Raw genomic sequence first — 24,757 nt, 5'->3', positions numbered from 1 at the left:
CGTCCTCCTAGGCAGTCCTGGGTGCGGGAACGTGGTCGAGCAGCCCGCGACGGTGGAGCTCGTCGCGCAACCGGTGGAAGCTCTCCAGGAGGCGGTCCCGCTCATCCTCGAGCGGTTCCACCAGCGCCTGCTCCGCCGGCGACGAGGTGCGAGCGACCACCTCGGGAAGAGTCGCCTCCTCCGTGGCGGCCAGCGCGAGCAGCGCAGCGCCGTACGCACTCGAGGCGCGGCGGGCCCGGATGGTCGGCACCTCCAGGACGGTGGCCCGCAGCCGCGACCACAGCTCGCTGCGGGAGCCGCCGCCGGCCAGGTGGTGCAGCCGCGGCACGACGCCGTGGGACCGCAGCGTGTCCAGGGCGATGCGTTCCACGAACGCGACCCCCTCCAGGAAGCTGCGGTACGCCGCGGCATCGTCGGCGGGCCGGCCGAGCGTGAAGCCGGTCGCGTCCGGGCGGGAGAACGGGAACCGTTCGCCGGTGCCGCGCAGCGGGTAGGTCACCGACGGCGACGGCCCAACGGCACCGACACGTCGCTCCAGGTCGGCGAGGGCCTCGGGCGTGGTGCCCCCGAACTCGTCGCCCACCGCCCCGGCTCCGACGTTCGAGGCTCCTCCGGCCCACCAGGAGCCGTCGGGTGCGTAGTGGGAGTACAGCGCACCGCCGATCCCGCGCACCTCCTGGGCGGCCACGGCCTTGACGACCAGCGTCGTGCCGAGCACGCCGACGCTGTCCCCTTGTGCAACCGCTCCCGCCGCGATCTGGGCGGTGCACCCATCGGTCATTCCGGCGACCACCACCGACCCCGCGGGCACCCCGGTGCGCTCGCACATCGCGGCCGTCACCTCACCCAGCACCGTGCCGGGGTGCACGAGCTCGGGCACTGCGTCGTCGGGTACTCCGAGGACCCCCAGCGCGGACCCGTCCCAGGTGCGCCGCAGCGGGTCGATCCCCGCCTTCAGCGCGTGCGAGGTGTCCGCTGCGACGACGCGCCCGAGCAGGCCCGCATGCACCACGTCGGGCGTGTGCAGGACCATCTCGGCACCCATCGAGTGGAGGCGGCCGATGCGCGCCATCGGCGACGTGGCCGTCGCCTCGATCCCCGCGCGGCGCAGGCGCGACGCCTCGGCGCCGGACTGCTGGTCGTTGTAGAGCAGGGCCGCTCCGGTCGGGCGACCACGGTCGTCACAGGGCACCATCGTGCCGGAGGTGCCGGTCACCGACATCGTCCTCACTCCGCCCACCCGGGACCCGAGGTCGCTCGCTACCTGGCCGAGGAGCGCCACCGCGGCCTCGAGGTACGCCGCCTGCTGCTCCCTCGCGTCCGGTGCCGGAGAGAGCACAGGGGGCAGCGGGGTGTCCCGCTCGGCCAGGACCGCACCCGCGTCGTCGACCGCGACCACGCGGGCATGTGCCGTGGCCAGGTCGATGCCGAGCGCGATGCTCATGCGGACGCCCCTGCCGGGAGCAGCACCCCGGCCAGTCCTCGCAGGTCCGGGACGGCGAGGTCGGGCTCGGCCAGCTGCTCGGGGGTGGGGTCGTCCGGGGCCTCGCCGCGCAGGACCCACACCGTCGCGAGGCCGAGCTGCCTTGCCGGACGGACGTCGGTGTCCAGGCGGTTGCCCACGTGAACCGCCTCCGCCGCCTCGACCCCCGCCTCCGCGAGCGCCCACCCGAACAGCTCGGGGCTGGGCTTCTCGTGGCCGACGACGGCGGAGATCCCCCACACGTCGACGAGGTCGCCCAGCCCGTCACGCCGTAGCGCGTCCATCACGGCTCGCTCCTGGTTGGCCACGACGCCCACGACGAGTCGGTCGTGCACGGCGCTCAGGAACGGGACCACGTCGTCGTACATCGTGCCGACGGGGTGCACCCAGTGCTCGCGGGTGCGCTCCTGCAGCTTGCCGCGCAAGCCCGGGTCACCGAGCAGCTCCTCTGCCAGTGCCGTGCGCAGCGAGCCGGACTGGGCAGCGCGGATCCGGTCGTAGACGCACCGGAACTCGGCCCGGTCGACGGGCCCGCGACCCTGGGTCGCCCGGATCTCGTCGAGGGCGGTCAGGGCCGCCCGCACGAAGTTCTCGTCGGAGTAGATCGGGCCCCCGACGTCGAGGAACACCGCGCGCAGGCCCGGTCGCAGCGTCCCGGGCACCTCGCCGCCCGCCGTCACAGCCTGCCTGCCGCGATGTTGCCCCGGCGCTCCGCGACGTCGTCGCGGGCGAAGAACTTCGCCACGGCCTCGTCGCTCAGCGGCGCCAGATCGCCTACGCCGTAGGCGATCCGGCGCACGGCCGCCGCCTTCACGGCCATCTCGGAGATGGCGTCGACGCCGTCCGCGGTCGGGGCGATGGCCACGATGCCGTGGTTGGCGAGCAGCACGAGCTGGGGCAGGGTGCCCTCGCGGTCGGCGTACTCGACCAGGCACCGGTGGTAGACCCGCCCGAGGTCGAGCCCCGGTTGCGCGTAGGGGACGAACAGCGGCCGGCCGATCACGACCGCCTCGTCGGAGTACGCCGCCTGCCGGAACGACTCCTCCGCGCGGGTGCTGGCGAGCAGGCCGACCACCTCGGTGGGGTGGGTGTGCCCGACGTACTCCGCCGGGGCGACCGCCTGCACCGCCGCGTGCACCAGGGTCTCGATGGACCCGCGTCGAGCCGGTGCACCCTCCGCGGTGGTCGCCACCAGGGCCGCGGTCAGGTCGGCCTGGGTGGCAGCAGTGTCGGTGACCAGCTCGACCAGCGGCCCGACCTCGACGGTCACGAAGTCCTCGGCCGTGGCGTCACGCATCCGCGCCCCGGACGCCTTGACGACCATGCGCCCGTCAGCGAGGCGCTGGGAGGTGTTGCCCTCCGCCAGGATGACCAGCCCGCGCTCGGGGCGGCCGAGCTCGCGGGTCAGCGCGAGCAGCTCAGGGCTGACCAGCTCGGGCCGGTGCAGCGCCGTCATCTCGTGCCCCCGTAGCGGCGTACGGTCCACGCGTTGAGCAGGGCGGCGAAGACCAGCACCGAGCCGAGTGCGAGCAGCTGGAACTGGGTGCCCTGGTTGCCCTCGAAGTAGAGCAGGATGCCGGCGTTGAGCCAGGTGACCAGGAGTGCGGCCAGCACCACGCCGGAGACCCGTCCGATGCCGCCGGTGATGGCGACACCGCCGAGGACGGCGATGGTGATGGCCGGCAGGGCGAGGCCGTTGCCACTCGTGCCGGCGTCCGGACGGGCGGACGCGAACTGCGCCGTCAGGTAGACCGCGACCAACCCGGAGAGGACCCCCGCGGCGACGTAGGCCACCAGCCGGGTCCGGGCCACGTGCACGCCGCTCCAGGCGGCCGCCACGTCATTGGTGCCGATGGCGTAGAGCCGGCGTCCGTAGGTGCTGCGGTTGACCACCAGCCACACCACGACGACCGCGGGGAGCAGGAACGTGAACACCCCCAGCGGGATGGGCGGCAGGAACGCGGAGAGCCCGGGGATCTCGACGCTGCGGGTCAGGGAGTACATCGAGGCGATGTCGCCACCGCTGATCGGCTTCTGGTCGTTCACGACGACCGCGAGCGAGCCGAAGGCGTAGTACGTCGCCAGCGTGGCGATCAGCGCCGGGAAGCCCAAGTAGGCGACCAGGACGCCGTTGACCGCGCCGAGGAGCCCGCCGACCACGATCGCCAGCAGGACCGCGGCCGTGAGCGGCCAGCCCCACTCGCCGTAGGCGAACCCGAAGATCATCGCGGTCAGCGAGACGATCGACCCGACGGAGAGGTCGATGCCACCGCGGCCGCTCACGATCACGATCAGCTCGGCCAGCGCCAGCAGCGCCAGTGGGACGAAGTCGATCAGCGCGGAGCCCATGTAGTCGCGGTCGTAGTTGGCGGTCAGGTAGCCACCCCAGCTGAGGTACATGAAGCTCGCGACGACCACGACGAGGAGGACGGCGATCAGCATCTCGCGCTGGGTCACCACGGCCTTGACCACTCGCGCCCCGAGGCCGGGCGACCTGTCGGCGGAGCGCCCGTCGCCGGGCTCGGGCGAGGAGGTGTCGGCGGGGAGGGACGAGGTGCTGGTCATGAGACGGTCCTGGTGCGCTCGCGAATGAGGTCGGCGCCGACCGCGACGATCACGAAGACGCCGACGAAGAGGCTGGAGAGCTGGCTGGGCCAGCCCAGCTGGGTGACGCCCGAGACGACGGTCTGCACGAGCAGCGCACCCAGCACGGTGCCGAGCACCGAGCCGCGGCCGCCGACGATCGAGGTGCCGCCGATGACGACCGCCGCGATCACCGACAGCTCGAGGCCGAACCCGATCGACTGGTCCAGGGTGCTGGTGCCCTTGGCGATGGTGAACACCGCGGCCACACCGACCATCACCCCGGTCAGGACGTAGGCCGTGGCCACCCTGCGGCGTACCTTCACGCCGGCGAGGTCCGCGGCCAGCGGGTCACCGCCGATGGCGTAGTAGTGACGGCCACCGGGGGTCTGTCGGAGGTACCACCACGCGGCACCGGCGACCAGCAGCATCATTACGAACGAGTGCGGCACCGAGAAGGTGCTGCCCGCCTGCCCGCGGCCGAAGAAGTCGAAGGTGCCGGGGATGCCGTTCACGGTCGAGGAGTCGAACACCTGGCGCCCGACCCACTGGAAGATGTTCAGCGTCCCGAACGTGATGATGATCGGGTGCACCCGCCCCCAGGCGATGAGCACGCCGTTGACCAGTCCCAGCGCGGCCCCCACCGCCATCGAGACGAGCAGGGCCGGCAGCAGCGCCAGTTCTTGGTCGACCAGCAGCTTGGCGGTGACCACGCCACAGACCATCACCGCGCTGCCGACGGAGACGTCGATGCCGCCGGCGATGATCACGAACGTCATGCCGACGCCGATCAGGGCGATCGGGGCGACGCCGATCAGCAGGGGGCGGATCGACCCTCCGGTGAGGAACGCCGGCGTGAACAGGCCCAGCACCACCCACAGCGCGGCGATGACCACGAGCAGCACGACCTCCTGCCCGGACACGGGCGGCGCGATGATCCGCTGCTTGCTCCGCCGGCCTCCGGACGCGGCCGAGGGCTTCGTGGTGGTGCTCATGCGCTCACCTCCGACTCGTCCTCGGCACCTGCTGCGGCGGCCAGGACGTCGGCCTGGCGGGCGCCGCGCCCGAACTCCCGGGTGGTGGTGCCGTTGCGTACGACGATCAACCGATCCGCGATTCGCAGGGCCTCCGGCAGGTCGGAGGTGACGACGAGGACGGCCGTGCCCTCGTCGGCGAGCTCGGTGATGATCCGGTGGATCTCCTCCTTGGCACCGACGTCGACGCCCTGCGTGGGCTCGGCCAGGACGAGCACCTCGGGGCGCTCCACGAGCTGGCGGGCGAGCACCACCTTCTGGGCGTTGCCACCGGACAGGTCCCCGATGCTCTGCCGCTGGCTCGGCGTCTTGATCGCGAGCCTGCTGATCATGTCGTCGGCCACCTTTCGTTCGCGGCGACGCTCCATCCAGCCCAGCCTGGAGAGCAGCGGGAGGTGGCCCACCGAGATGTTGAAGCTGATCGCCAGGTGGGCGAACATCCCCTCGACCTTCCGGTTCGCCGGGAGCAGTGCGATGCCCAGTCGCTGCGCGTGTCTGGGGCTGGCCGGGCTGACGGTCCTCCCGTCGAGCCGCATCTCGCCGGCGGAGGCCCGGGTGATGCCGTAGACGGTCCGGGCGATCTCCGCGACGCCGGAGCCGACCAGCCCGTAGAGACCGACGATCTCGCCGGGCCGCACGATCAGGTCGACGTCCTCGTACTCGCCCTCGCGGGTCAGGCCGACGAGCTCGAGGCGTGGGTCGCCTCCGGGCACGCTTCGGGGCGCGGCCGTCTCGTCGAGAGCACCGCCGACCATCAGCTCGGCGATGCGGCGTACGTCGAGCTCGCCGATCGGCCAGGTGCCGATCGTCTCGCCGTCGCGCATCACCGTGACCTCGTCGGCGATGCGGAACAGCTCGTCGAGACGGTGGCTGATGTAGATCACCGAGACACCCGACTCGGCCAAGCGGCGTACGACGCCGAAGAGCACGTCGATCTCGGCGTCGGTGAGGATCGCGGACGGCTCGTCGAGGATGAGGATCCGGGCCTCCCTGGAGAGCGCCTTGGCGATCGAGACCTGCTGCTGCTGGGCGATGCTGAGGTGGCCGACCGACCGCGTGCTGAGCGAGGCCGGCAGGCCGAGCAGCTCGAGCAGCTCGACGACCTGTGCGTTCTGTGCGGCCCAGTCGATTCGCGGGCCCTTGCGCCGCTCCCGCCCGAGGTAGATGTTCTCGGCGACGCTGAGCTCCCCGAACAGCTGCGGCTCCTGGTAGACGGTCGCGACCCCGAGCCGGAGGGCGTCGCCGGTGGTGGCGATGGAGACCTGCTCGCCGTCGATCGCGACGGTCCCGGTGTCGGGGGTGACCGCTCCTGCGAGGACCTTGATCAGGGTCGACTTCCCGGCGCCGTTCTCGCCGACCAGCGCGTGGACGGTTCCCGGCTGCACCTCGAAGTCCGCGTTGCGGATGGCGCGGACTGCGCCGTACCGCTTGGCGATGCCGTGCATCGCGAGACGTGCCGCTCCGGTGCTCTCCTGGCTCACACGAGACTCCTGGCCTGGGTGAAGGATGTGGTCGAGCTTCGGGCGTCCGGTGGTGGCCAGCAGGTTCCGGCCGGCCACCACCGACGCGCGACGTGGACCGATCAGTAGTCGAACTCGTCCACGTTCTTGGTCGTGATCTCCAGCGGTGGGCCGAGCAGCAGCGTCTTGCTGGCCTCGTCCCAGGTCACGTCGGGGAGCTTCTTCTTCAGCTCGTCGTCGGGCTCGAAGCCCTCCCCCGACGCGGCGCGCTTCCCGGCCCACGCGGTGAGGTAGCCGAGGTCCTCGACGTTCCACAGGATCGAGGCCGAGGAGGACTTGTCGCTCAGGTAGGGCTTCATCGACTGCGGGGTCCCGAGACCGACGGTGAAGACCTTGCCGATCTTGTTCGCGTCCTTCACGGCCTGGGCCACGCCGGGAGCCGAGGAGGTGCACTCGCCCACGAGGCCGGTCAGGTCGGGGTTGGAGTTCATCAGGTCGGTCGCCATCTGGGTCGCCTTGGCCTGGTCCTCGCCGGCGTAGACGATGTCGACGATCTCGGCGTCGGGGTACTTCTCCTTGGTGTAGGCCTTCTGCACGTCGATCCAGCCGTTCAGGTTCTCGGCCGTCTCACCGCAGGAGACGATCGCGTACTTGCCCTTGCCGCCCATGGCCTTGAGGAGCGAGTCGGTCAATGCCTGGCCGATGCCCTCGGTCGACGCCTGGCTGACGAACGCCTCGCGCACGGAGTCGGGAGCGTCGGTGTCGGAGGTGAGCACCGCGATGCCGGCGTCCTTGGCCTGCGAGAGGATCGGTGCCATCGAGTTGGGGTCGTTCGGCGCGACCACGATCGTGTCGACCTTCTTCTGGATGTAGGAGCGCACGATCTGCGCCTGCGCCGCAGCGTCGGCCTGGGTCGGCCCCTGGTACTGCCAGGTGACGCCGTCGAGCTCCTTCTCGGCGCCCTTGCCGCCGCTGTCCATCGCCTCGAAGTACGGGATCCCCTGCAGCTTGGGCACGAACGCCACGGTGGCCGTGTCGCCGCCCGAGCCGGATCCGGAGCCGGAGCCCCCCGACCCCTTCTGGCTCCCGCATCCACTGGCCGCCATCACGGCGACCAGGCCGATCGCCGCGAGGGCGGTGGTCTTCCTGGTTCTGCGCATCGTCTCTCCTGTGTTCTGGTCCCCGCCCGCGCACGGAGGGGGCTCGTGGGTGCTGCTGTCCTGGTGGAGCGCGGAGGGCCGCGTCAGGTTCAGACCGCTGCCCCCCGTTCCCGGTGGCCGGTCTCGTGGCGGAGTCCCGACTCGGCCTGGTCGCGGCGCCTGAGCCGGGCCACGACCTCGGCCGCGGCGGCCCAGTCGTGCCCGGTCCTCGAGTCGCTCGCCGGTTCGTAGGTGACGAGGCCGGAGGAGGCGGCGACGACGCTGCGGATCTCCCCGAGGCCGTCCAGCTCGCCGAGGGCCGCGAGCTGCACGGCCCCGTTGCCCAGGGCTGTCGCCTCGACGGGTCCGCAGCGCACGGGCAGCCCGGTGGCGTCGGCGGTCAGCTGCGAGAGCAGCCCGTGGCTGGCTCCTCCGCCCGTGATGGCCACGGCGCCCGGCGCCTCGCCGGTCACGGCCTCGATGGTCTCCGCGACCGCGCGGTAGCCCAGGGCGAGCGAGTCGATCACGCAGCGCGCGACCGCACCGACCGAGTCCGGGACGGGCTGGGCGCTGCGACGGCAGTACTCGCGGATCCGCCCCGGGAGGTCACCCGGCGCGAGGAACTCCTGGGCGTCGGGGTTGATGACGCTCCTCAGTCCCGGCGCGGCAGCCGCGAGGTCAGCGATCTCCTGGTAGCTCAGCTGCTCCCCCTCCAGGGCCCACTGGCGCCGGCAGCCCTGGAGGAGCCAGAGCCCCATCACGTTGGACAGCAGCCGGATCGTGTCGGCGTACCCGCCCTCGTTGGTGAGGTTGGCCTCGCGCGAGGCCGCGCTGACCACGGCGTGCGGGCGCTCGACACCGACGAGCGACCACGTGCCGGAGGAGATGAAGAGCTCGTGGGGTGCGCGGAACGGTGTGCCGACCACGGCGCTGGCGGTGTCGTGCGCCGCAGGCAGGACGATCCGGGCTCCGGCGAGCGCACCCGAGTGCTCGCCGAGCAGGGCGCCCACGTCGGTGCCGGGCGGGACGACCTCGGGCATCAGCCGCGCGGGGATGCCCAGCCGGTCGAGCAGGGCGGTGGCCCACTCGCCGGTACGCATGTCGAGCGCCCCGGTCGTCGAGGCCGCGGAGTACTCCGTGACGGTGCTGCCGCACAGCAGGTGGTGGATCACGTCCGGGAGCATCAGCAGCCGGTCCGCGGCGACGATCCGGTCGGTGTGGTCGCGCACGTCGGAGACCAGCGAGAACAGCGTGTTGATCGCGATCAGCTGCACCCCGGTGGCGTCGTACAGCTCCTCGGGTCCGTGGTTGTCCAGGGCCCACCGCATCGCCGTGAGGTTGCGCTGGTCGCGGTAGCAGGTTGGGGTGTCCACGAGGGCGCCCGAGCCGTCGAGCAGCCCGTAGTCGACACCCCAGGCGTCGACCCCGACCGAGGAGACCGGCTCCTCGCCGGCGTCGACGCGAGCCAGGCCCTCCTCGACGTCGCTCCAGATCTGGTCGAGGTCCCAACGCAGGATGCCGCCCTCCTCGGTCGGCACGTGGGTGAACCGGTGGGCAACGTCGAGGTGCAGGCGCTCGCCGTCGAAGGCGATCGTCGCGACCCGGCCGCTCTCGGCACCGAGGTCGACCGCAGCGACGGTGCGCCGGGCGCTCATGCGGAGTCCGGGTGGATCAGGCTCACCTTGGCGCTGGGGCCTGCCGTACGGATCTCGACTCCGGCCTCGCGCCACTCGGCCCGCACGGCGGGAGCGATCCCGGCATCGCTGTAGAGGGCCGTGATCCGCTCGGTCTCCACGAACGAGTGCAGGGCGAACCGGTCGGCCTTGGCGTGGTCGAAGAGTCCGTAGACCTCGTCGCAGGCGGCCGCGAGAAGACCCTTGGTGTGCGCCTCGTCGATGCTGACGTCGAGCAGCCCGAGCTCGGTGGAGAGCCCGACCAGGCCGAAGAATCCCTTGCGGATGCGCCCGCGGCCCGAGAGCAGGTCCCCGATCGGCCCCACCATCGACTCCGAGGAGCGGCGCAGGACTCCACCGGGCAGGACGACCATCGCGTTGCTCCCCTCCATCAGCAGCCTGGCCGTGCGGAGCCCGTTGGTGACCACCACGAGGTTGCGGCGCTCGAGCAGGCGGTTCGCGAGGTAGAAGCAGGTGGTCGAGGAGTCCAGGGCGATGGTGTCGCCGTGGCGGACCTGCTCGGCGGCAGCGGCCGCGATGTCCTGCTTGGCCTCGGCGGAGTGCCGCACCCTCATCGACCAGGCGCCCTCGTCGGCGTTCCCGGCGCTCACCGCACCGCCGCGGATGCGTCGCAGCAGGGAGCGGCGCTCGAGACCGTCGAGGTCCTTGCGCACCGTGACGGCCGAGACCCCGAACCTCGGGACGAGGTCGTTGACCATCACCCGGCCGCTGGACTCGAGCTCGAGCAGGATCGCCTGCTCACGCTCGTACTCGTCGAGACCTTCCATGTCCCACTCCCAAGATCACCGTGTGACTGTTGTGAAACCTGTCACTCGCGCAATCGGGAGGTCAATGAATTGAAAGGAAGCGAAAGTCGTCGGGTTGCGAAGTCGTGCTTCGCACGTGCGTCGGCGTCGGCGCCGGGCAGGGAAGGTGGTTCCCTCGCGGCGCCTGAGCCGAGCCTGGCTCGTACTACGAGAGCGGTGTGGGCCAGGCGCGTCGCGTAGGCCAAGTCAGGTCACGGAGGTCCGGATGGTTTTCCCGCCTCGCGAGGGACGCGAGTCCCGTACGACGGTCAGCCGGCTGGGCCTGCCGGCAGGTGCTCACCGCAGCGACTGGAGGGTGTTCCGGTCGTCCATCGACAGGGCGTGGCCCAGCGCGTAGGAGTTCAGCACGCTCGCGAAGGCGTGCGCAGTGGTGGGTCGAGTGAGTGGTATGTCGCTACCCACATCGACTTGCCGTGGACTGGGGTCGGCGGTCCCGGAGAAAACATCGGGCAGATCGCACCGCCACCTGTCCGAGCCGTCCCTCTACCGCGCCGTATCTCTGACCCCTGCCGTGCCATATCTCTGATCGGAGAATGTGGGGTCTCCTGACGACTTCGAGGGCCTACCGCCCGGCCCCGGGCGCTCGAGGTGCCCCAGCAGAGCCACCGGGGCCGGCGGCTCCGTTAGCGTCACCGGACGCCGTCATCGAGACCGAGGAGCACCCCCCATGAAGTTGTCCATCGTCGATCTCGCGACGGTCGCACCAGGAACCACCGAGAAGGACGCCCTGTCCGACGCACTGGACACCGCCCGCCATGCCGAGGAACGGGGGTTCCACCGCATCTGGTTCGCCGAGCACCACCTGAGCCGATCGGGTGCCTCCCACCACCCCGAGCTGCTGATCGCAGCCGCCGCCATGGTCACCAGCGAGATCCGACTGGGGTCGGGGGCCGTACTGATGAACCACTACAGCCCGTTCAAGGTGGCCGAGATGTTCAAGCAGCTCGAGGTGATGGCGCCCGGGCGGATCGACCTGGGCATGGGCCGGGCCACCGCAGGGCCGGTCCTCGACCTCGCCTTCCAGCAGAACCGTGAGAACCCGGCTCAGGTCAATCACCAACAGCAGGTGCTGGAGACACTGGCCTGGTTGTACGAGTCCTTCCCAGACGACCACCCGTTCGCCGAGCACCCCTTGATGACCACCGTGCCCGAAGTGCCACAGACCTGGCTGCTGGGCTCCAGCCCGAACGGGTCGAACCTTGCCGCCGCTCTCGGCATCGGCTACACCTTCGCCGGCTTCATCAACCCGCCCGGTGCCGCACCGGCCCTGCGCCACTATCGCGAACAGTTCAAGGCCCAGGGCTTCGGGCTGGACTCGCCACGGGCGATCCTGGCGGTCAACGTGGCCGTCGGCGAAACCACAGATGAAGGCCTGCGCCTGGCCAACTCCCCCAAGGGCTACTACGCCCGACTCAGCCGCGCCGGCCGGGCCGCAGGTTCGGTGATGGCACCCACTCCTGAGGAAGCCGCCCGGGAGATGACTCCGACCCAGTTGGACGAGCCGACGACAATCGTGGACGGTCAGTGGCCGCGCTTCGTGGCCGGCGGGCCCGACGACGTCCGCGCCACACTGGAAACAATGCTGGAGGAGAGCGGCGCTGACGAGGTCATGGTCCAGGACCTGATCGTCGACCCCGTCGACCGTCGCCGTTCCCACGAGCTTCTGGCGCACGCCTTCGGCCTCCCCCCACGGGGAGCCGCACCCGCCACGGCCACGACGGGCCGGTCCCGTTCGACGACGTGGTGACCGACGACGTCGAGTTCGACCTCACCTGCGCCGGCCCAGCCCAATCACCGGGCACGTGCGCCCACGCGTACACCCGGATCGTCCTCGGTGCCGACCACGGAACGTTCACGAACCCCGATCCGGTCGTGGATCCGGCGTAGCCACGCGGGCGACCACCAGTTCCGCTTGCCGAGCAGGCCGTCAGTGACGGCACGAGCAGCGAGGTTGGAACGGGAGCTGGTCTGCACCTGGGCAGTCCGGGTTGGCGGGCAGCCTCGTAGGCAGCCAGCGCAGCGGCTGGCTTTGACCGTTTCCCCTCAGCGAGCGCCCGAGCGAGGACGACCGCGACACCGCTCGCATCCAGCTCATGGGTATGCGAGACAGGGACCAGCGGCCAGCTCACGTGCGCGTCGACCGGGAGACCCTCACACTGGGCTATGCCGGTGTCTACGGCAGCTTCCTGCGCCACGCCGAGGCGGCAGCTGAGCGCTACGGCGTCGACGTCCGCACCATCCTCATCGAGGTGGGCAAACGCGGCCTCGTCGGCGGCCAGGAAGACATGATCACCGACGTGACGCCAGGACTTGCCGGTCGAGGTGCGGCCTGATGTCTCCGACGTGCGGCACTCACGATCGAGCAGGGGCAGGGTGCAGGCGCCGACCTTGAGGTGACCCAAGCGGCGTTACCTGAGCAGCCTGTGCGACATGGACACGCTGTCCTCCCACCGCGGTCGCTGCGACACGGATCGAGTGCACCCGAGAGTCCCTGGCGCCGCAGGCTCGGAGCTGGCAGCGGCAGCCTTCGCGAAGGCGTGCGCGGCCTCGGGCTACGGGGCCGGTGTGCCGAAAGACCCAGAGCCGTTGGTGGGTCGGTGATGAGCCGGCGGTTCGGGCTAGCTAGTCATCAAGTCCATCGAGCGCGATTCCGCGAGAACAGGCAGCCATGGATGTCAGGTCACCCTGTGGCAGGTGCTCACCGCAGCGACTGGACGACGACCCGGGCAGCGTCGGCGACCAGCTGGTCGTCGTACTCCGCGTCGGCGTCCGCGCGGTCGGAGAACACCGCGAGGACGATGGGGGCTGCCCCGGGCGGCCAGACGACCGCGATGTCGTTGCGTGTTCCGCGTCCGCCCGCGCCGGACTTGTCGATGACGCGCCACCCCTGCGGCAGGCCCGCCTTGATCAGCGTCTCCCCCGTGCGGTTGCCGCTCATCCAGCGCTGGAGGGTGTTCCTGTCGTCCGCCGACAGGGCATCGCCCAGCACGTAGGAGTTCAGCACGCTCGCGAAGGCGTGCGCAGTGGTGGTGTCACGTACGTCGCCGGGGGCGGCCTCGTTGAGCTCGGTCTCCGTGCGGACGGACACGGTGACGTCGTCACCGAGCGCCTCGAGGGTCTTCTGCAAGCCGGCGGGGCCGCCCAGGTGCTCGAGGAGGAGGTTGCCAGCGGTGTTGTCGCTCTCCCGAACCGCCGCCTCGGCGATGCGCCCCAGGGACAGCCCGGCCCCCAGATGACGTTCGGTGACCGGCGAGTGGGCGACGAGGTCCGAGGCGTCGTACCTGACGACCCGGTCGAGCTCGGCCGGAGTGGTCCGGTCGAGGACGGCGGCAGCCGCCAGTGCCTTGAAGGTCGAGGCGAAGGCGAACCGTTCGTGGGCGCGGTGCGCGACGGTGGCGCCGGTGCCGGTGTCGAGCGCGAAGACGCCGAGGCGGGCCGAGTAGCGCTTCTCGAGCGTGCGGAGCCGTTGCTCCGCCCGCTCGGACGGCGCGCGGTTCTCGCTCTCCCCAGGGGGGGTCGGGGTGGCTGACACGGTCGGCTCGTCACGACCCTGGGGTGTCTCTGAGGCGCACGCTCCCGACAGGGCTACGGCAAGGACGACCAGGACTGTGCGCGCTGCATCCCGAGCCGGCGTGCGCTGCGCGGTGGCGACGGGCCACAGACGCATGTGTTCCTCTCAGCAGGTGGAGGTGTCGGGTTGATGAGTGTGTCAGCACCGCGAGGAACGGCCGCATGCGGCGTTCGCCCTAGGGCCGGATCTCCCCGGCCTGCGCTCGCGGTCACGACCGGCGACGGGGCCTCGGCCGGCCGACCGTACGCCGGAAGCGTGCGGACATCGCCCTGACGAGGTCGCGCGCCCCCAACGGCGGAGCCGGATCTGCGAGCGACAGCCAGGCAGCGTCGAAGTCGAGCCACGCGAGCTCCGACTCCAAGAGCTCCGAGCCTGCGACCAGCAACGCCTGAGGGGCCGGACCGATGTCGATGACCGAAGCGAACTTCCGGTCTGGTTCCTCGGAGGCGCGTAGTGCTCGATGAACGTCCTCCCCGTAACGCTCCACCACAACCTCCGCACCGTCCCTGCGAATCCTTGAGATCTTCAAACCACGGGGATCGAAGTCATCGGCGACGCGCACACAGAGCACGACCTCCAGTGAAGCCACGAGAATTCGATACCGCTGCCCCCGGGCATCGACGAACTTCGTCAGCGGCAATCCGGCCTCGACGTACTCGCGCTCGGACTCGAACTCCAGGTCGGTCGCTAGATCACTCGGGCTCTCGTAGGTTCGGTCCAGGCCATCTCCGGTGGCTCGGATCGGAGGTACTGGCCCGGTCCCCGCTCCTGCTGCCACGGTCGCCCCCATCCCCTCCCTCGCCAACACGCTGCGCGCCACTTCATCTCCTGCCGCCGTGTTGTCCAGCCATCCGATCGCTCCCGGCGTCGGGACCTCGTCTCCCCAGTTCTCGATCCATTCGCGGGAGATGCGATCGACGGACTCCGCCGAGTCTGCGTTCCAAGGGACGTGCCGACCAGCCACGATGTCGCCGGCAACCACGAGGCCGGAGCCCAAGAGGTCGGCGATCAGAGCCAGGGTCGAGTCACGCAGCGTGCCGGGATCGACGTCCTCGGGCGGTCGTACCGCCCCGGCTGCCCAGCTCACGTCGGTCCAGTCCGTCAGCCCACCGACGAGCACTTCCTCCATGGCCGTCCTGGAGTTCGTCGTCATGGCTGAACACACCTCCTGACCGGATTCCGTGAATACCTGATGCCGAGGGTCCCGTTCACCGCCCTCACGGAGCGGTGTCGACGACCTTCACCTCGACCGATGCCGAGTACATGATCGCGTGGGCCGGGACGGCGCCCACGCGGCCGAGCTGGGTCTGGCGTTGTCCAAGGTAGTCGCCGCTCCCCGGGTCGACGATGACCTCGTTGAGATCCTTTCCGTTCGAGCTGGGTACGCCGATCGCGGTGCCCGTGCGGCCCTCGAAGCTCGCCTGGTCGTCGGTGATCACCACGCCGGGCAGCAGCGCGATCACGTCGTACATGGCCGCCTGGAGGTCGCGCGGCACCAGTCCCGACCGCAGCATCGCCGTGACCTGGGACATCACCTTGTCGACGCGGGGCCCCTCGGCACCCGGGGCGTTCTCCAGCCGTTTCAGCAGCTCGGGTCCACTGGTGGCGACGAGGGCAGGTCATCGACCCCGATCAGCTGCCCCTCACCGCCGCCGAGCTCCCCGTTGCCGAACGCACCGGACGGGCAGTCGATGCGCCCGTGTCGGGGCTATAGCGGTTGACAGGCGTCGGAGCTGGGGTCGCCTGTCGGACAGGACCGCCTTTATCGCAGTTCGTCCTCCCGATCCGATGCGGACGCCGGGCTCCTCCTCCTTGCCCGAGGACCTTTGACCCACAACCGGCAGCCAACCGACACTGCCGTGGACAGCGTGCCGGCGAGAACGTGGGGAGCATGGCGCGCTTTGTTCGCAGGGTCGCCCGGACCTCGCTCAGGCACGCCCGCTGCCGCCACTGCGGCCAGGACATCGTGCTGGTTCCGGAGATCGGCTGGCTCGACCCGACCCCGGGAAGCACCTACGACATGTGTCCCGACGCGCCGTACGCCGACCACGAGCCGAGTGACCCCCGAGGCGACATCCCGAAGGTCTAGGGCCCCACGTCGACGAGAACCTCAGGGCACCCACGCCCTGGCCTGGCAGACACCCTCTCGACAGATCCCGCGAGTCCCCGAGTCGGAGTGCATCGAGGCTGCGTCGCACCGGCCGTGCGGAATGCGCGATTTCCCTCCTCGGCAGGTTCGGTGCCGGGGGGTCCGTTCACGCCGATGCTTGCAGCCCAGGACGACCCGTACGCTCCGCCTTGTGAACACAGCCATCGAGACCACAATTCGCTCCCTCGAGAAGCAGCGTTTCGCTGCGATCGTGGCCGACGACTGGGACGGGTTCGGTGCACTCTGCGACGCCGACCTGCACTACGTCCACGCCAGCGGCACCATCGACACCCGCGACTCCTACCTCGAGAAGCTGCGTGGCGGCTTCTACGACTACCACCGGATCGACAGCACGGTCCACACGCTCCTGGTGACGCCTGATCTCGTCCTCGTCCGGGGCAGCATGTCCCTCGACCTACGGGCAGGCGAGCGCGAGCTATCGCTCGAGAACGTCACGGTCTCCGCCTGGGTGCGGCGCGATGCCTCATGGCTGCTGGTCATGCACCAGTCGACCGGCGTCTGACACCGGCACTGGCCCCCCGGGCGATTCCTGGGTAGGCTCACGGTTGTTCATTCAACGAACACTTGTGCGCATACCGAACCGGAGACCCATGTCAGCCTCACACATCTACGCCTCCACCCGCACCCCGTTCGGGCGGTACGGCGGCGCCCTGGCCGCCTCGCGGCCCGACGACTTGGCGGCCACGGCGCTGTCCGGCGTGCTCGCGAAGGCGCCAGGCCTCGACCGGTCGACGATCGGTGACGTCTTCTGGGGCAACTCCAACGGATGCGGCGAGGACAACCGGAACGTGGGGCGCATGGCGGCGCTGCTGGCCGGCCTCCCGACCTCGGTGCCGGCCGTGACCGTCAACCGGCTGTGCGGATCGAGCCTTGACGCCGCAATCATGGCCTCACGCACGGTCGAGGTCGGCGACGCGGACGTGGTCGTGGCCGGTGGGGTGGAGTCGATGACCCGTGCCCCGTGGGTGCTGCCGAAGCCCGCTCGTGGATACCCCGCCACCGACATGACCGCCGTCTCGACGACCCTGGGATGGCGCTTCGTCAACGAGCGGATGCCCAAGGAGTGGACGGCCTCCCTCGGCGAGTGCAACGAGCTGCTTCAGGAGCGGTTCGGCATCAGCCGCGAACGGCAGGACGAGTTCGCGGCCCGCTCGCACCGGCTCGCGACCGCCGCCTGGGACGCCGGCTTCTACGACGATCTGGTGGTGCCGGTCGACGGTGTCGACCTCCCGCGCGACGAGTCGATCCGCGAGGGCACGACGGCCGAGAAGCTCGCCGGGCTCAAGACCGCCTTCCGCCCCGACGGGACCATCACGGCCGGCAACGCCTCCCCGCTCAACGACGGCGCGTCGGCCCTCCTGATCGGCTCCGCCGACGCGGCGACGTCGATCGGCCTGGACCCGCTGGCCCGCATCGCCGGTCGAGGCGTCCACGCCCTCGACCCGCAGGACTTCGGGTTCGCGCCGGTCGAGGCCGCCAACGCTGCGCTGGTGCGAGCCGGCATCAGCTGGTCGGACGTCGAGGCCGTGGAGCTGAACGAGGCGTTCGCGGTGCAGTCACTCGCCTGTGTCGACGCCTGGAAGATCGACCCGGAGATCGTCAACACCAAGGGCGGGGCCATCGCGATCGGCCACCCCCTGGGCGCATCGGGTGCCCGCATCCTCGGCACGCTGGCGCACCGGCTCGTCGAGTCGAATCAGCGATGGGGCCTCGCGGCCATCTGCATCGGGGTCGGACAGGCGCTGGCCGTCGTGCTCGAGAACGACCGACTGGGCTCCGGCAGCCAGGCGTCCCGATGACCGTCATCGCCCCTGACGCCGCCGCGGCGGTCGGCGGCGTCGAGGACGGCGCCACGGTCCTAATCGGTGGCTTCGGCATGGCCGGGATGCCCGTCGCGCTGATCGACGCCCTGATCGACCACGGCGCGACCGACCTCACAGTCGTGTGCAACAACGCCGGAAACGGCGACACGGGTCTGGCCGCACTCCTGGCCGCCGGCCGGGTTCGAAAGGTCGTCTGCTCGTTCCCCCGGCAGTCCGACTCCTACGTCTTCGACGATCTCTACCGAGCCGGCAGGGTCGAGCTCGAGGTCGTCCCCCAGGGCAACCTCGCGGAGCGCATGCGTGCGGCCGGGGCGGGCATCGGAGCGTTCTTCAGCCCCACCGGCGTCGGCACGCCGTTGGCTGAGGGCAAGGAGACCCGCACGATCGACGGACGCGACTACGTCCTTGAGCTGCCCATCAAGGGCGACCTCGCACTCATCAGTGCCTACGCCGCCGACCCGATGGGCAATCTCGTCTACCGCAAGACCGCCCGCAACTTCGGTCCAGTCATGGCCACAGCCGCCGCCGTGACCGTCGTGCAGGTGTCCCACCTCGTGGAGCTCGGGGACCTCGACCCCGAGGCCGTGGTGACGCCCGGCATCTACGTCGATCGCATCGTGCACGTGGGCACCACCCCGCAGGAGCAGGAGACACCGGCATGACGACTGCCGACCGCACGATCGAGCACCCCGACCGCGACCCCCTGACCCGGGACGAGATGGCCGCGACCGTGGCCCGCGACATCCCGGACGGCTCCTTCGTCAACCTCGGCATCGGCCAGCCCACCCAGGTCTCCAACCACCTGTCCGCCGGCTCCGGCGTCGTCCTGCACACCGAGAACGGCATGCTCGGGATGGGACCGGTCGCGACCGGCGACGACATCGACTCGGACCTGATCAATGCGGGCAAGATCCCGGTGACCGAGTTGCCGGGGGCGTCGTACTTCCACCATGCCGACTCGTTCGCCATGATGCGCGGCGGCCACCTCGACGTCTGCGTGCTCGGCGCCTTCCAGGTCTCCGAGCACGGGGACCTGGCCAACTGGCACACGGGCGCACCCGATGCCATCCCCGCCGTCGGTGGGGCCATGGACCTCGCGATCGGCGCGAAGGACGTCTTCGTGATGATGAACCTGTTCGCGAAGGACGGATCCGCCAAGCTCGTGCCCCATTGCACCTACCCACTGACCGGTCTGGCCTGCGTGAGCCGGGTCTACACCGAGCACGCCACCTTCTTGACCGGCCCCGAAGGCGTCACCGTCCTGGAGACCTTCGGCACCACCGTGGAGGAGCTCGCGACCCGGGTAGACGTCCCGTTGCGCCGGCTGCAAGCCTGAGGCCATGACTCCCGATCCGCGCGTCGCCGGCGAGCAGTTCGTCCAGTCGCTGGCTCGCGGACTGTCGGTCATCACGGCCTTCGACGCCGACCACGCGGCGATGACGCTCAGCGAGGTCGCGGTCCGCACCGACCTCAGCCGAGCGACGGCCCGGCGCTTCCTGCACACCCTCGTCGAGCTGGGCTTCGTGCGTACCGACGGCCGGCTGTTCAGCCTCACACCCCAGGTGCTCCGGCTCGGGACGGCCTACCTGTCCGGGTCCGGTCTCCCCCAGATCGCCCAGCCACATCTCGAACGGCTGTCCGCCGAGCTCGGCGAGTCGACCTCTGCGGCCGTGCTGGACGGCACCGACATCGTCTACGTCGCGCGTGTCGCCACCCGCCGCATCATGAGCGTCGGCATCACGGTCGGCACCCGCTTCCCGGCGTACGCCACGTCGATGGGGCGGGTCCTGCTCGCCGGCATGGCGCCGGACTCGCTCGACGCATCTCTCGCGTCCGCCGACCTGGTGGCCCTCACCCCGCTGACCCTCCACACTGCGGAGGATCTCCGGGTCGAGATCACCCGGGTCCGCGACCAGGGGTGGTCGTTCGTGGACCAGGAGCTCGAGCAGGGCCTGCGATCGCTCGCCGTGCCCGTGACCGACGCCGGTGGAGTCGTCATCGCGGCCCTCAACGTGTCGGCGTCGATGGCCCTGCGCGACCCCGGCGACTTCGTGACGACCGCGCTGCCGCCCCTCCGGGCGGCGGCCGCCGCAGTCCGCGCCGACCTCGCCCACACGGCCTGAGGCTCAGGCGCGCGCCGGCCGGCCCCGGTCCGTCATGCCCGCTCGGGCGCGAGCACGATGTCGAACTCGACCCGGCTCCAGCTGGCGTCGCCCAGGTCGCGGCCGTCCGGCGTCGGTGTTCCCGCGGGCTGCTCGACGAACTCCTTCACCAGCGAGTCCTTGACACCGAACACGCTGTCGCTGGCGAGCAGCTCGTCGCCTCGGACGAAGATGTGGGTGACGAGGGTCCGGCAACCGGCAGCTTCGACCATGAAGTGCAGGTGCGAGGCCCGCATGGGTGACCGGTTGGTCGCCGTCAGCATCGCACCCACGGGGCCGTCCGCCGGGATCGGGTACGGCGTGGGCGTGACCGCCCAGAACCTGAACGACCCGTCGTCGGCACTGAACAGGTGACCCCGTCCGCCGACGCGTGCGTCCGTGTACTGCACGTCGTAGAACCCGTCCTCGTCGGCCTCCCACACCTCGATCCGCGCACCGGCAATCGCGTGGCCGTCGATGTCCTTGACCGTTCCCTCCACCCAGCAGGGCTGGCCGGGAGCGGCGCCGGAGATGTCCCCGCCGAGCTCCACGTGCGGCGCGTCGTCGACGAAGAAGGGCCCGAAGACCGTGGCCTCGGTCGCGTCCCCGACGGCCTCGTTGTTGATGGCGATGGTCTGCATCGACGCGCCGAGCGTGTCGGACAGCAGGATGAACTCCTGCCGGCGGTCGTCGGTGATGTGACCGACGGCGGTCAGGAACTCGATCGCCTTCTGCCACTCCGACTCCGTCAGCCGGACCTCGCGCAGCAGGGCGTGCAGGTGACGGACGACCGCCTGCACGAGCTGTTTGAGCCGCGGGTCGGGGGTGTCGTCGAAGGAGGCCAGGACCAGCTGGATCAAAGCTTCCTCGCGGGCCTGCTGCTCCTGCGAGATGCCGTCAGGGGATGTCATCGGGGTTCAGTTCCTTCCCACGCGGCATGCAGCAGCGCAGAGATGTTGTCGGTCGTGACCGACGTGGGGTTACCGGCCGGTGCGGCCTCGACGACGGCCCGCGCCGCCGCATCGATGCCGTCCTCGGGCATCCCGTAGTCACGCAGGGCCGTCGGGGCGTCCAGCCGCTCGCGCAGCCTCCTGAGCCCGTCGACCGCGGACGAGCTGCCGAAGGCCGTCGCCATCCGCTCGCCGGCCTCCTCCGCCGCCGGCACGTTGAACGCCAGCACCTGCGGGAGCACGACAGCATGGGTCTGCGCATGGGGCAGGTCGAACATCCCGCCGAGCACGTGGCAGATCTTGTGGTGCAGGCCCGAGCCTGCCGACGCGAAGGCCACCGCCGCCAGGTAGGCGCCGTGGAGCGCCTGCTCGCGGCCCGGGAGCCCGCTCGGGTCGTCGAGCACGGCGGGCAGTCCGAGGTTCAGTGCCCGGATGCCCTCCGCGGCGAGTGCGCCGTTGATCGGGTCGGCGCGCGGCGCCCACAGCGAGTCGACGCAGTGGGCAAGGGCGTTGAGTCCCGATGCGATGCTCATGTCGACCGGCAACGAGACCGTCAGGGCCGCGTCGTAGACGATCGCCTGTGGGAGCACCCGCGCGTCGACTCCCGTCGTCTTGCGCGAGGCCTCCGTCAGGCCCCACACGTTCGTGGCCTCCGAGCCGGCGTACGTCGTCGGCACCGCCACGATCGGGACGCCGGTCGTCAGCGCCACCGCCTTGGCGAGGCCGGTCGTCGACCCTCCCCCGATGCTGACCAGCAGATCGGCGTCGTGGTCGGCCGCCACCCGCCGCGCGCGCTCCGCCACGTCGACCGGCACGTGCATGACCACTTCGTCGTGCAGCACCGTGACCGGGAGCCCCTCGGTGATCTCCTCGGCAAGAGCACGCTCCTCGGCGGACGCGATCACCATGATGCGGTTCGCGCCCACCAGCTCGACCTCCGTCGCCAGGGCGTCGCGCGCGGCACCGGAGCCGAAGCGGACCCGCTGGCCGAGCGTCTCGTGGACGAAGCGCACCATCAGCGCTCCCGCGAGAGCACGGTCATCAGCGCCTCGCGGAGCGCGGCGGCGGGCTCGTCGACGAGCTCGTCGGCGCGCCAGCAGATGTGCTTGTCGGGACGCACCAGCAGCGCGCCGCTCTCCTGCACCTCCCGCAGCCGCGACCAGTCGAAGTACAGGTCGGTGACCTCGCGGCCGGGGCCGATCACGACGCTCTTGACCGGCACGCCCAGCTCGGCGCTAATCGCCTCGGCGGCCGACTCCCAGGCCGAGCCTGCGACGCCGGTGATGAGGGTGAACTGGTCGTACGGCGCCAGGTCCATCATCGCGAGCTTGCGCTTGTGGTCACCCACCCAGGCGTGCGGCAGGTGGCTGCCCGGGACGGTGGAGACCTGGTAGTAGAGGTCGGTGTCGCGCTCCGGCTCCGGCAGGGATCCACCGGGCACGACGGCCGTCGACTCGTAGAACTGTCCGAGCTCGACGCCGTGCGCGTTGAACTCGTAGTTCTTGATCTCCATCGCCTTGACGAGCGCGGCGCGCTTGGCGGCACCTTCAGGGGTGTCGGCCTTGCGCTCCTCGATCCGCTCGATCATCTCCTGCTCGGTCTTCGCCTCGGTGACGCCGAGAGCGACGAACAGATCGGCGAACTCGCGGCCGGACTGGTTGGCGCGCTTGACGATCCGTTCGGCGACCGGCGCTCGCTCGGTCGAGTAGGTGTCCAGCAGCGACTCCCCCGCCTGGCCGCGCAGCACCGCGGCGATCTTCCACGCCAGGTTGTACGAGTCCTGGATCGACGTGTTCGAGCCGAGGCCGTTGCTCGGCGGGTGACGGTGAATGGCGTCGCCCGCGCAGAAGACACGCCCCTTCTGCAGGTGGGTCGCGTAGACCTCGTTGTTGCCCCACAGCGACGTGCCGGTGATCTCCACCTCGAGCTCGGGCATCCCGAGCAGGTTGCGGACGATCTGGATGGCTGCAGCCTCGTCGACGACCGGCGGGGGCTGGGAGATGTCGAAGCCCCAGACGATGAGCCACTCGTTCCACGGCCGCACCATGCGGACCAGGCCGGCACCGATGCCACCCACGTTCGAGCCGGGCTGGATGACCCAGTACAGCACCGAGGGCCGGTGACCCACGTACTCGGCGATGTCGGCCTTGAAGGTGATGTTCATGGACCCGGCGATGTCCATCGAGCCCACCAGCGGCAGGTCGATGTCCGTGGCGACCTTCGAGCGGGCGCCGTCCGCACCGATCAGGTACTTCGCGCGAATCGTGTACGCCTGACCGGTCAGGCGATCGACGACCGACACGTCGACGCCCTCGGCGTCCTGGACGTGGGACACGTACTCGGTCGAGAACTGGGTCTGGGTGCCGCGCACCGTGGCGTTCTTGAGCAGGATCGGCTCGAGGTACGTCTGAGGGATGTCGACCGTCAGGCACGGGGAGGCGAGCTGGTAGTCGGCCTCGCGGTCGGCGCCGGTCCCCCACGTGCGGATGCGGCCGATCTCCTCGCCGGCGATCGAGGTGCAGAAGACCGTATCGCCGACCAGGCCGTGCTCGGTGGCGTCCGCCAGCACCTGGTCGTCGATGCCCATGTCGCGGAAGATCTCCATCGCCCGCTGGTTGGTGATGTGCGCGCGGGGCGTGTTCGCCGTCCAGCGGTACTTGGTGATCATGATGTTCGGGATGCCGAGCGTCGACAGGAACAGCGCCGCTGACGATCCCGCCGGGCCCGATCCCACGATGACCACATCGGTCTCGATCACCGATGAGCCGGGCAGTGCCGTCATCTGCTGGCCGTCGTCGAACACGGGCATCCGGGTCACCTCTCGTCATGCCCGCTACACGTGCGGGCGTACGGACCCAGTGTCGTCCGTCACGTACGAGAGGCGCCGTGGTCGGGGCGGATCAGGACGCAAAGCCCAACAACTGGCCGATTCAGGAAGCGGACGAGGCTGAGCGCGCTGCCACCGCGTCGCGACGCACGTCCGAGGCCCGCTCGGAGAACTTCAGCACGAAGGCGTTCGAGAAGTGCGTGGCCGAGGCGAAGCCGCAGAGGTGGGCGATCTCCGCGATGGTCATCGAGGTCGCCGCCGGCTTCTCCAGCAGGGCGCGGGCCAGGTCCAGGCGTCGCGCGAGGATGTAGCGCGGCACGCTGACCCCGTCGGCGGCGAAGACGCGCGACAGGTGCCGCGCGCTGATGCCGATCGCGTCGGCGACCATGGTCGCCGACAACGACGGATCGGCGATCCGCCGCTCGATGAACGACTTGGCGGCGGCGCGGTGAGCCGTGTTCCGGTCGTCCCGGGCCCCGTTCGCCAGCACGGCGATCAGCTCCAGGATGGCCTTCTCGTCGGGCGGTACGGGACTGCCGGCGCGGGTGGCCCTGTTGACGTGCTGCGCGAGCGCGGCGGCGTGCGCATTGCCTCGTTTGCTGAAGTCGAAGACCATCGGATCGGCCAGCGACCTCGGCCCCGCCACGTCGTCGAAGACCGAGCGCGGCATCTTCACCACGAGCTCCTCCAGCCCTCGCGAGAACCCGCGCATGAAGGCCTTGTCCGCGTCGCACAGCAGCAGCTGGCCGGGGCTGACCGTTCGCACCCCGTCCTCGGAGTAGAAGAACGCCTCGCCGACCAGGCTGAAGTACATGACCACGGAGCCCGAGGGCCGACGCCGGATCAGGTCGGCGTCGCGCTCGACGACGTGGGAGGTGCCGACGACCCGGGCCAGACCGATCGAGTCCAACTGCAGGTTGATCTCGGTCGCCTCGAGCTGCGAGGCGTCCAGCGTCCGGCACCGCAGCCCGACCAGGGCCTCGGCGTTGTGCCCCTCCCACAGCTCGATACGGTCGTGGTCGGGCAGCCCCACCGTGGAGAACTCGATCAGTGACGGCACGCTCATGACCACGTCC

Annotated in this window: 25 protein-coding genes; 8 read left to right on the top strand and 17 right to left on the bottom strand. The window is 70.5% G+C overall.

Features of this window, described 5'->3' with window-relative positions; genetic code table 11:
- Positions 1–7 precede the first annotated feature (7 nt).
- The 9 genes from AC4BGC_RS00245 to AC4BGC_RS00205 form a co-directional block, all read right to left on the bottom strand.
- Positions 8–1,444, bottom strand: coding sequence for an FGGY-family carbohydrate kinase (locus tag AC4BGC_RS00245; protein WP_490553876.1), 1,437 nt, complete (start codon positions 1,442–1,444; stop codon positions 8–10).
- Positions 1,441–2,163: an HAD family hydrolase gene (locus AC4BGC_RS00240; RefSeq protein ID WP_490553875.1), complete on the bottom strand. Its 723-nt coding sequence runs from the start codon at positions 2,161–2,163 to the stop codon at positions 1,441–1,443. Before AC4BGC_RS00240 ends, AC4BGC_RS00245 begins: the two co-directional genes overlap by 4 nt.
- Complete coding sequence (locus AC4BGC_RS00235; RefSeq protein WP_490546748.1) at positions 2,160–2,939, bottom strand: class II aldolase/adducin family protein; 780 nt, start codon at positions 2,937–2,939, stop codon at positions 2,160–2,162. Before AC4BGC_RS00235 ends, AC4BGC_RS00240 begins: the two co-directional genes overlap by 4 nt.
- Positions 2,936–4,048, bottom strand: coding sequence for an ABC transporter permease (locus AC4BGC_RS00230; RefSeq protein ID WP_490553874.1), 1,113 nt, complete (start codon positions 4,046–4,048; stop codon positions 2,936–2,938). Before AC4BGC_RS00230 ends, AC4BGC_RS00235 begins: the two co-directional genes overlap by 4 nt.
- Complete coding sequence (locus AC4BGC_RS00225; RefSeq protein WP_490553873.1) at positions 4,045–5,061, bottom strand: ABC transporter permease; 1,017 nt, start codon at positions 5,059–5,061, stop codon at positions 4,045–4,047. Before AC4BGC_RS00225 ends, AC4BGC_RS00230 begins: the two co-directional genes overlap by 4 nt.
- A complete protein-coding gene (locus tag AC4BGC_RS00220) occupies positions 5,058–6,581 on the bottom strand; it encodes a sugar ABC transporter ATP-binding protein (protein ID WP_490553872.1) in 1,524 nt (507 codons plus the stop codon). Before AC4BGC_RS00220 ends, AC4BGC_RS00225 begins: the two co-directional genes overlap by 4 nt.
- Positions 6,582–6,682: 101 nt before the next feature.
- Entirely contained in the window at positions 6,683–7,720 is a 1,038-nt protein-coding gene (locus tag AC4BGC_RS00215) for an autoinducer 2 ABC transporter substrate-binding protein (protein WP_490546752.1), read from the bottom strand.
- 89 nt (positions 7,721–7,809) lie between these two features.
- Positions 7,810–9,354, bottom strand: coding sequence for a rhamnulokinase (locus AC4BGC_RS00210; protein WP_490553871.1), 1,545 nt, complete (start codon positions 9,352–9,354; stop codon positions 7,810–7,812).
- On the bottom strand, positions 9,351–10,160 hold the full coding sequence (locus AC4BGC_RS00205) for a DeoR/GlpR family DNA-binding transcription regulator (protein ID WP_490553870.1): 810 nt from the start codon (positions 10,158–10,160) through the stop codon (positions 9,351–9,353). The genes AC4BGC_RS00210 and AC4BGC_RS00205 overlap by 4 nt, the downstream gene beginning before the upstream one ends.
- 706 nt (positions 10,161–10,866) lie before the next feature.
- Here AC4BGC_RS00205 and AC4BGC_RS00200 point away from each other — a divergent pair.
- Positions 10,867–11,946 carry an MsnO8 family LLM class oxidoreductase gene (locus AC4BGC_RS00200; protein ID WP_490553869.1) on the top strand — a complete coding sequence of 360 codons (1,080 nt, stop codon included), beginning with the start codon at positions 10,867–10,869 and terminating at the stop codon, positions 11,944–11,946.
- A gap of 44 nt (positions 11,947–11,990) precedes the next feature.
- Here AC4BGC_RS00200 and AC4BGC_RS00195 read toward each other — a convergent pair whose 3' ends face one another.
- The gene (locus AC4BGC_RS00195) at positions 11,991–12,173 is read right to left on the bottom strand and encodes a hypothetical protein (RefSeq protein WP_490553868.1); all 183 of its coding nucleotides are present in this window, start codon (positions 12,171–12,173) and stop codon (positions 11,991–11,993) included.
- A 155-nt stretch (positions 12,174–12,328) separates the two neighbouring features.
- Between AC4BGC_RS00195 and AC4BGC_RS00190 the strand changes: the two genes are divergently transcribed.
- Complete coding sequence (locus tag AC4BGC_RS00190; RefSeq protein WP_490553867.1) at positions 12,329–12,532, top strand: hypothetical protein; 204 nt, start codon at positions 12,329–12,331, stop codon at positions 12,530–12,532.
- A 365-nt stretch (positions 12,533–12,897) separates the two neighbouring features.
- Here AC4BGC_RS00190 and bla read toward each other — a convergent pair whose 3' ends face one another.
- The 3 genes from bla to AC4BGC_RS00175 all read right to left on the bottom strand — a co-directional run bounded on the left by bla (position 12,898) and on the right by AC4BGC_RS00175 (position 15,302).
- Positions 12,898–13,731 (bottom strand): class A beta-lactamase, encoded by an 834-nt coding sequence (gene bla, locus AC4BGC_RS00185; protein WP_490553866.1) that lies wholly within the window; start codon positions 13,729–13,731, stop codon positions 12,898–12,900.
- A gap of 247 nt (positions 13,732–13,978) precedes the next feature.
- Entirely contained in the window at positions 13,979–14,923 is a 945-nt protein-coding gene (locus AC4BGC_RS00180; protein WP_490553865.1) for a hypothetical protein, read from the bottom strand.
- Between the two features lie 64 nt (positions 14,924–14,987).
- Positions 14,988–15,302, bottom strand: a complete 315-nt coding sequence (locus tag AC4BGC_RS00175) for a hypothetical protein (protein ID WP_490553864.1) — start codon at positions 15,300–15,302, stop codon at positions 14,988–14,990.
- Between the two features lie 359 nt (positions 15,303–15,661).
- Between AC4BGC_RS00175 and AC4BGC_RS00170 the strand changes: the two genes are divergently transcribed.
- The 6 genes from AC4BGC_RS00170 to AC4BGC_RS00145 all read left to right on the top strand — a co-directional run bounded on the left by AC4BGC_RS00170 (position 15,662) and on the right by AC4BGC_RS00145 (position 19,886).
- Positions 15,662–15,859, top strand: a complete 198-nt coding sequence (locus tag AC4BGC_RS00170; RefSeq protein ID WP_490553863.1) for a hypothetical protein — start codon at positions 15,662–15,664, stop codon at positions 15,857–15,859.
- A 211-nt stretch (positions 15,860–16,070) separates the two neighbouring features.
- Positions 16,071–16,442 carry a nuclear transport factor 2 family protein gene (locus AC4BGC_RS00165; protein ID WP_490553862.1) on the top strand — a complete coding sequence of 124 codons (372 nt, stop codon included), beginning with the start codon at positions 16,071–16,073 and terminating at the stop codon, positions 16,440–16,442.
- Between the two features lie 88 nt (positions 16,443–16,530).
- Complete coding sequence (locus AC4BGC_RS00160) at positions 16,531–17,739, top strand: thiolase family protein (protein ID WP_490553861.1); 1,209 nt, start codon at positions 16,531–16,533, stop codon at positions 17,737–17,739.
- Positions 17,736–18,425 (top strand): 3-oxoacid CoA-transferase subunit A, encoded by a 690-nt coding sequence (locus tag AC4BGC_RS00155; protein WP_490553860.1) that lies wholly within the window; start codon positions 17,736–17,738, stop codon positions 18,423–18,425. The genes AC4BGC_RS00160 and AC4BGC_RS00155 overlap by 4 nt, the downstream gene beginning before the upstream one ends.
- Positions 18,422–19,099 (top strand): 3-oxoacid CoA-transferase subunit B, encoded by a 678-nt coding sequence (locus AC4BGC_RS00150; protein WP_490553859.1) that lies wholly within the window; start codon positions 18,422–18,424, stop codon positions 19,097–19,099. The genes AC4BGC_RS00155 and AC4BGC_RS00150 overlap by 4 nt, the downstream gene beginning before the upstream one ends.
- Before the next feature lie 4 nt (positions 19,100–19,103).
- Positions 19,104–19,886, top strand: a complete 783-nt coding sequence (locus AC4BGC_RS00145; RefSeq protein WP_490553858.1) for an IclR family transcriptional regulator domain-containing protein — start codon at positions 19,104–19,106, stop codon at positions 19,884–19,886.
- A gap of 32 nt (positions 19,887–19,918) precedes the next feature.
- Here the strand turns inward: AC4BGC_RS00145 and AC4BGC_RS00140 are convergent, their stop codons facing one another.
- From AC4BGC_RS00140 to AC4BGC_RS00125, 4 genes are all read right to left on the bottom strand, one after another.
- A complete protein-coding gene (locus tag AC4BGC_RS00140; RefSeq protein WP_490553857.1) occupies positions 19,919–20,815 on the bottom strand; it encodes a dioxygenase family protein in 897 nt (298 codons plus the stop codon).
- Positions 20,812–21,870 carry a maleylacetate reductase gene (locus AC4BGC_RS00135; protein ID WP_490553856.1) on the bottom strand — a complete coding sequence of 353 codons (1,059 nt, stop codon included), beginning with the start codon at positions 21,868–21,870 and terminating at the stop codon, positions 20,812–20,814. Before AC4BGC_RS00135 ends, AC4BGC_RS00140 begins: the two co-directional genes overlap by 4 nt.
- Positions 21,870–23,663: an FAD-dependent oxidoreductase gene (locus AC4BGC_RS00130; RefSeq protein ID WP_490553855.1), complete on the bottom strand. Its 1,794-nt coding sequence runs from the start codon at positions 23,661–23,663 to the stop codon at positions 21,870–21,872. The genes AC4BGC_RS00135 and AC4BGC_RS00130 overlap by 1 nt, the downstream gene beginning before the upstream one ends.
- A gap of 121 nt (positions 23,664–23,784) precedes the next feature.
- Positions 23,785–24,747 (bottom strand): helix-turn-helix domain-containing protein, encoded by a 963-nt coding sequence (locus AC4BGC_RS00125; RefSeq protein ID WP_490553854.1) that lies wholly within the window; start codon positions 24,745–24,747, stop codon positions 23,785–23,787.
- Between the last annotated feature and the right edge of the window lie 10 nt (positions 24,748–24,757).

The organism is Nocardioides sp. Z38_18 (assembly GCF_058215695.1).
This window is presented reverse-complemented; position numbering and strand designations above follow the sequence as displayed.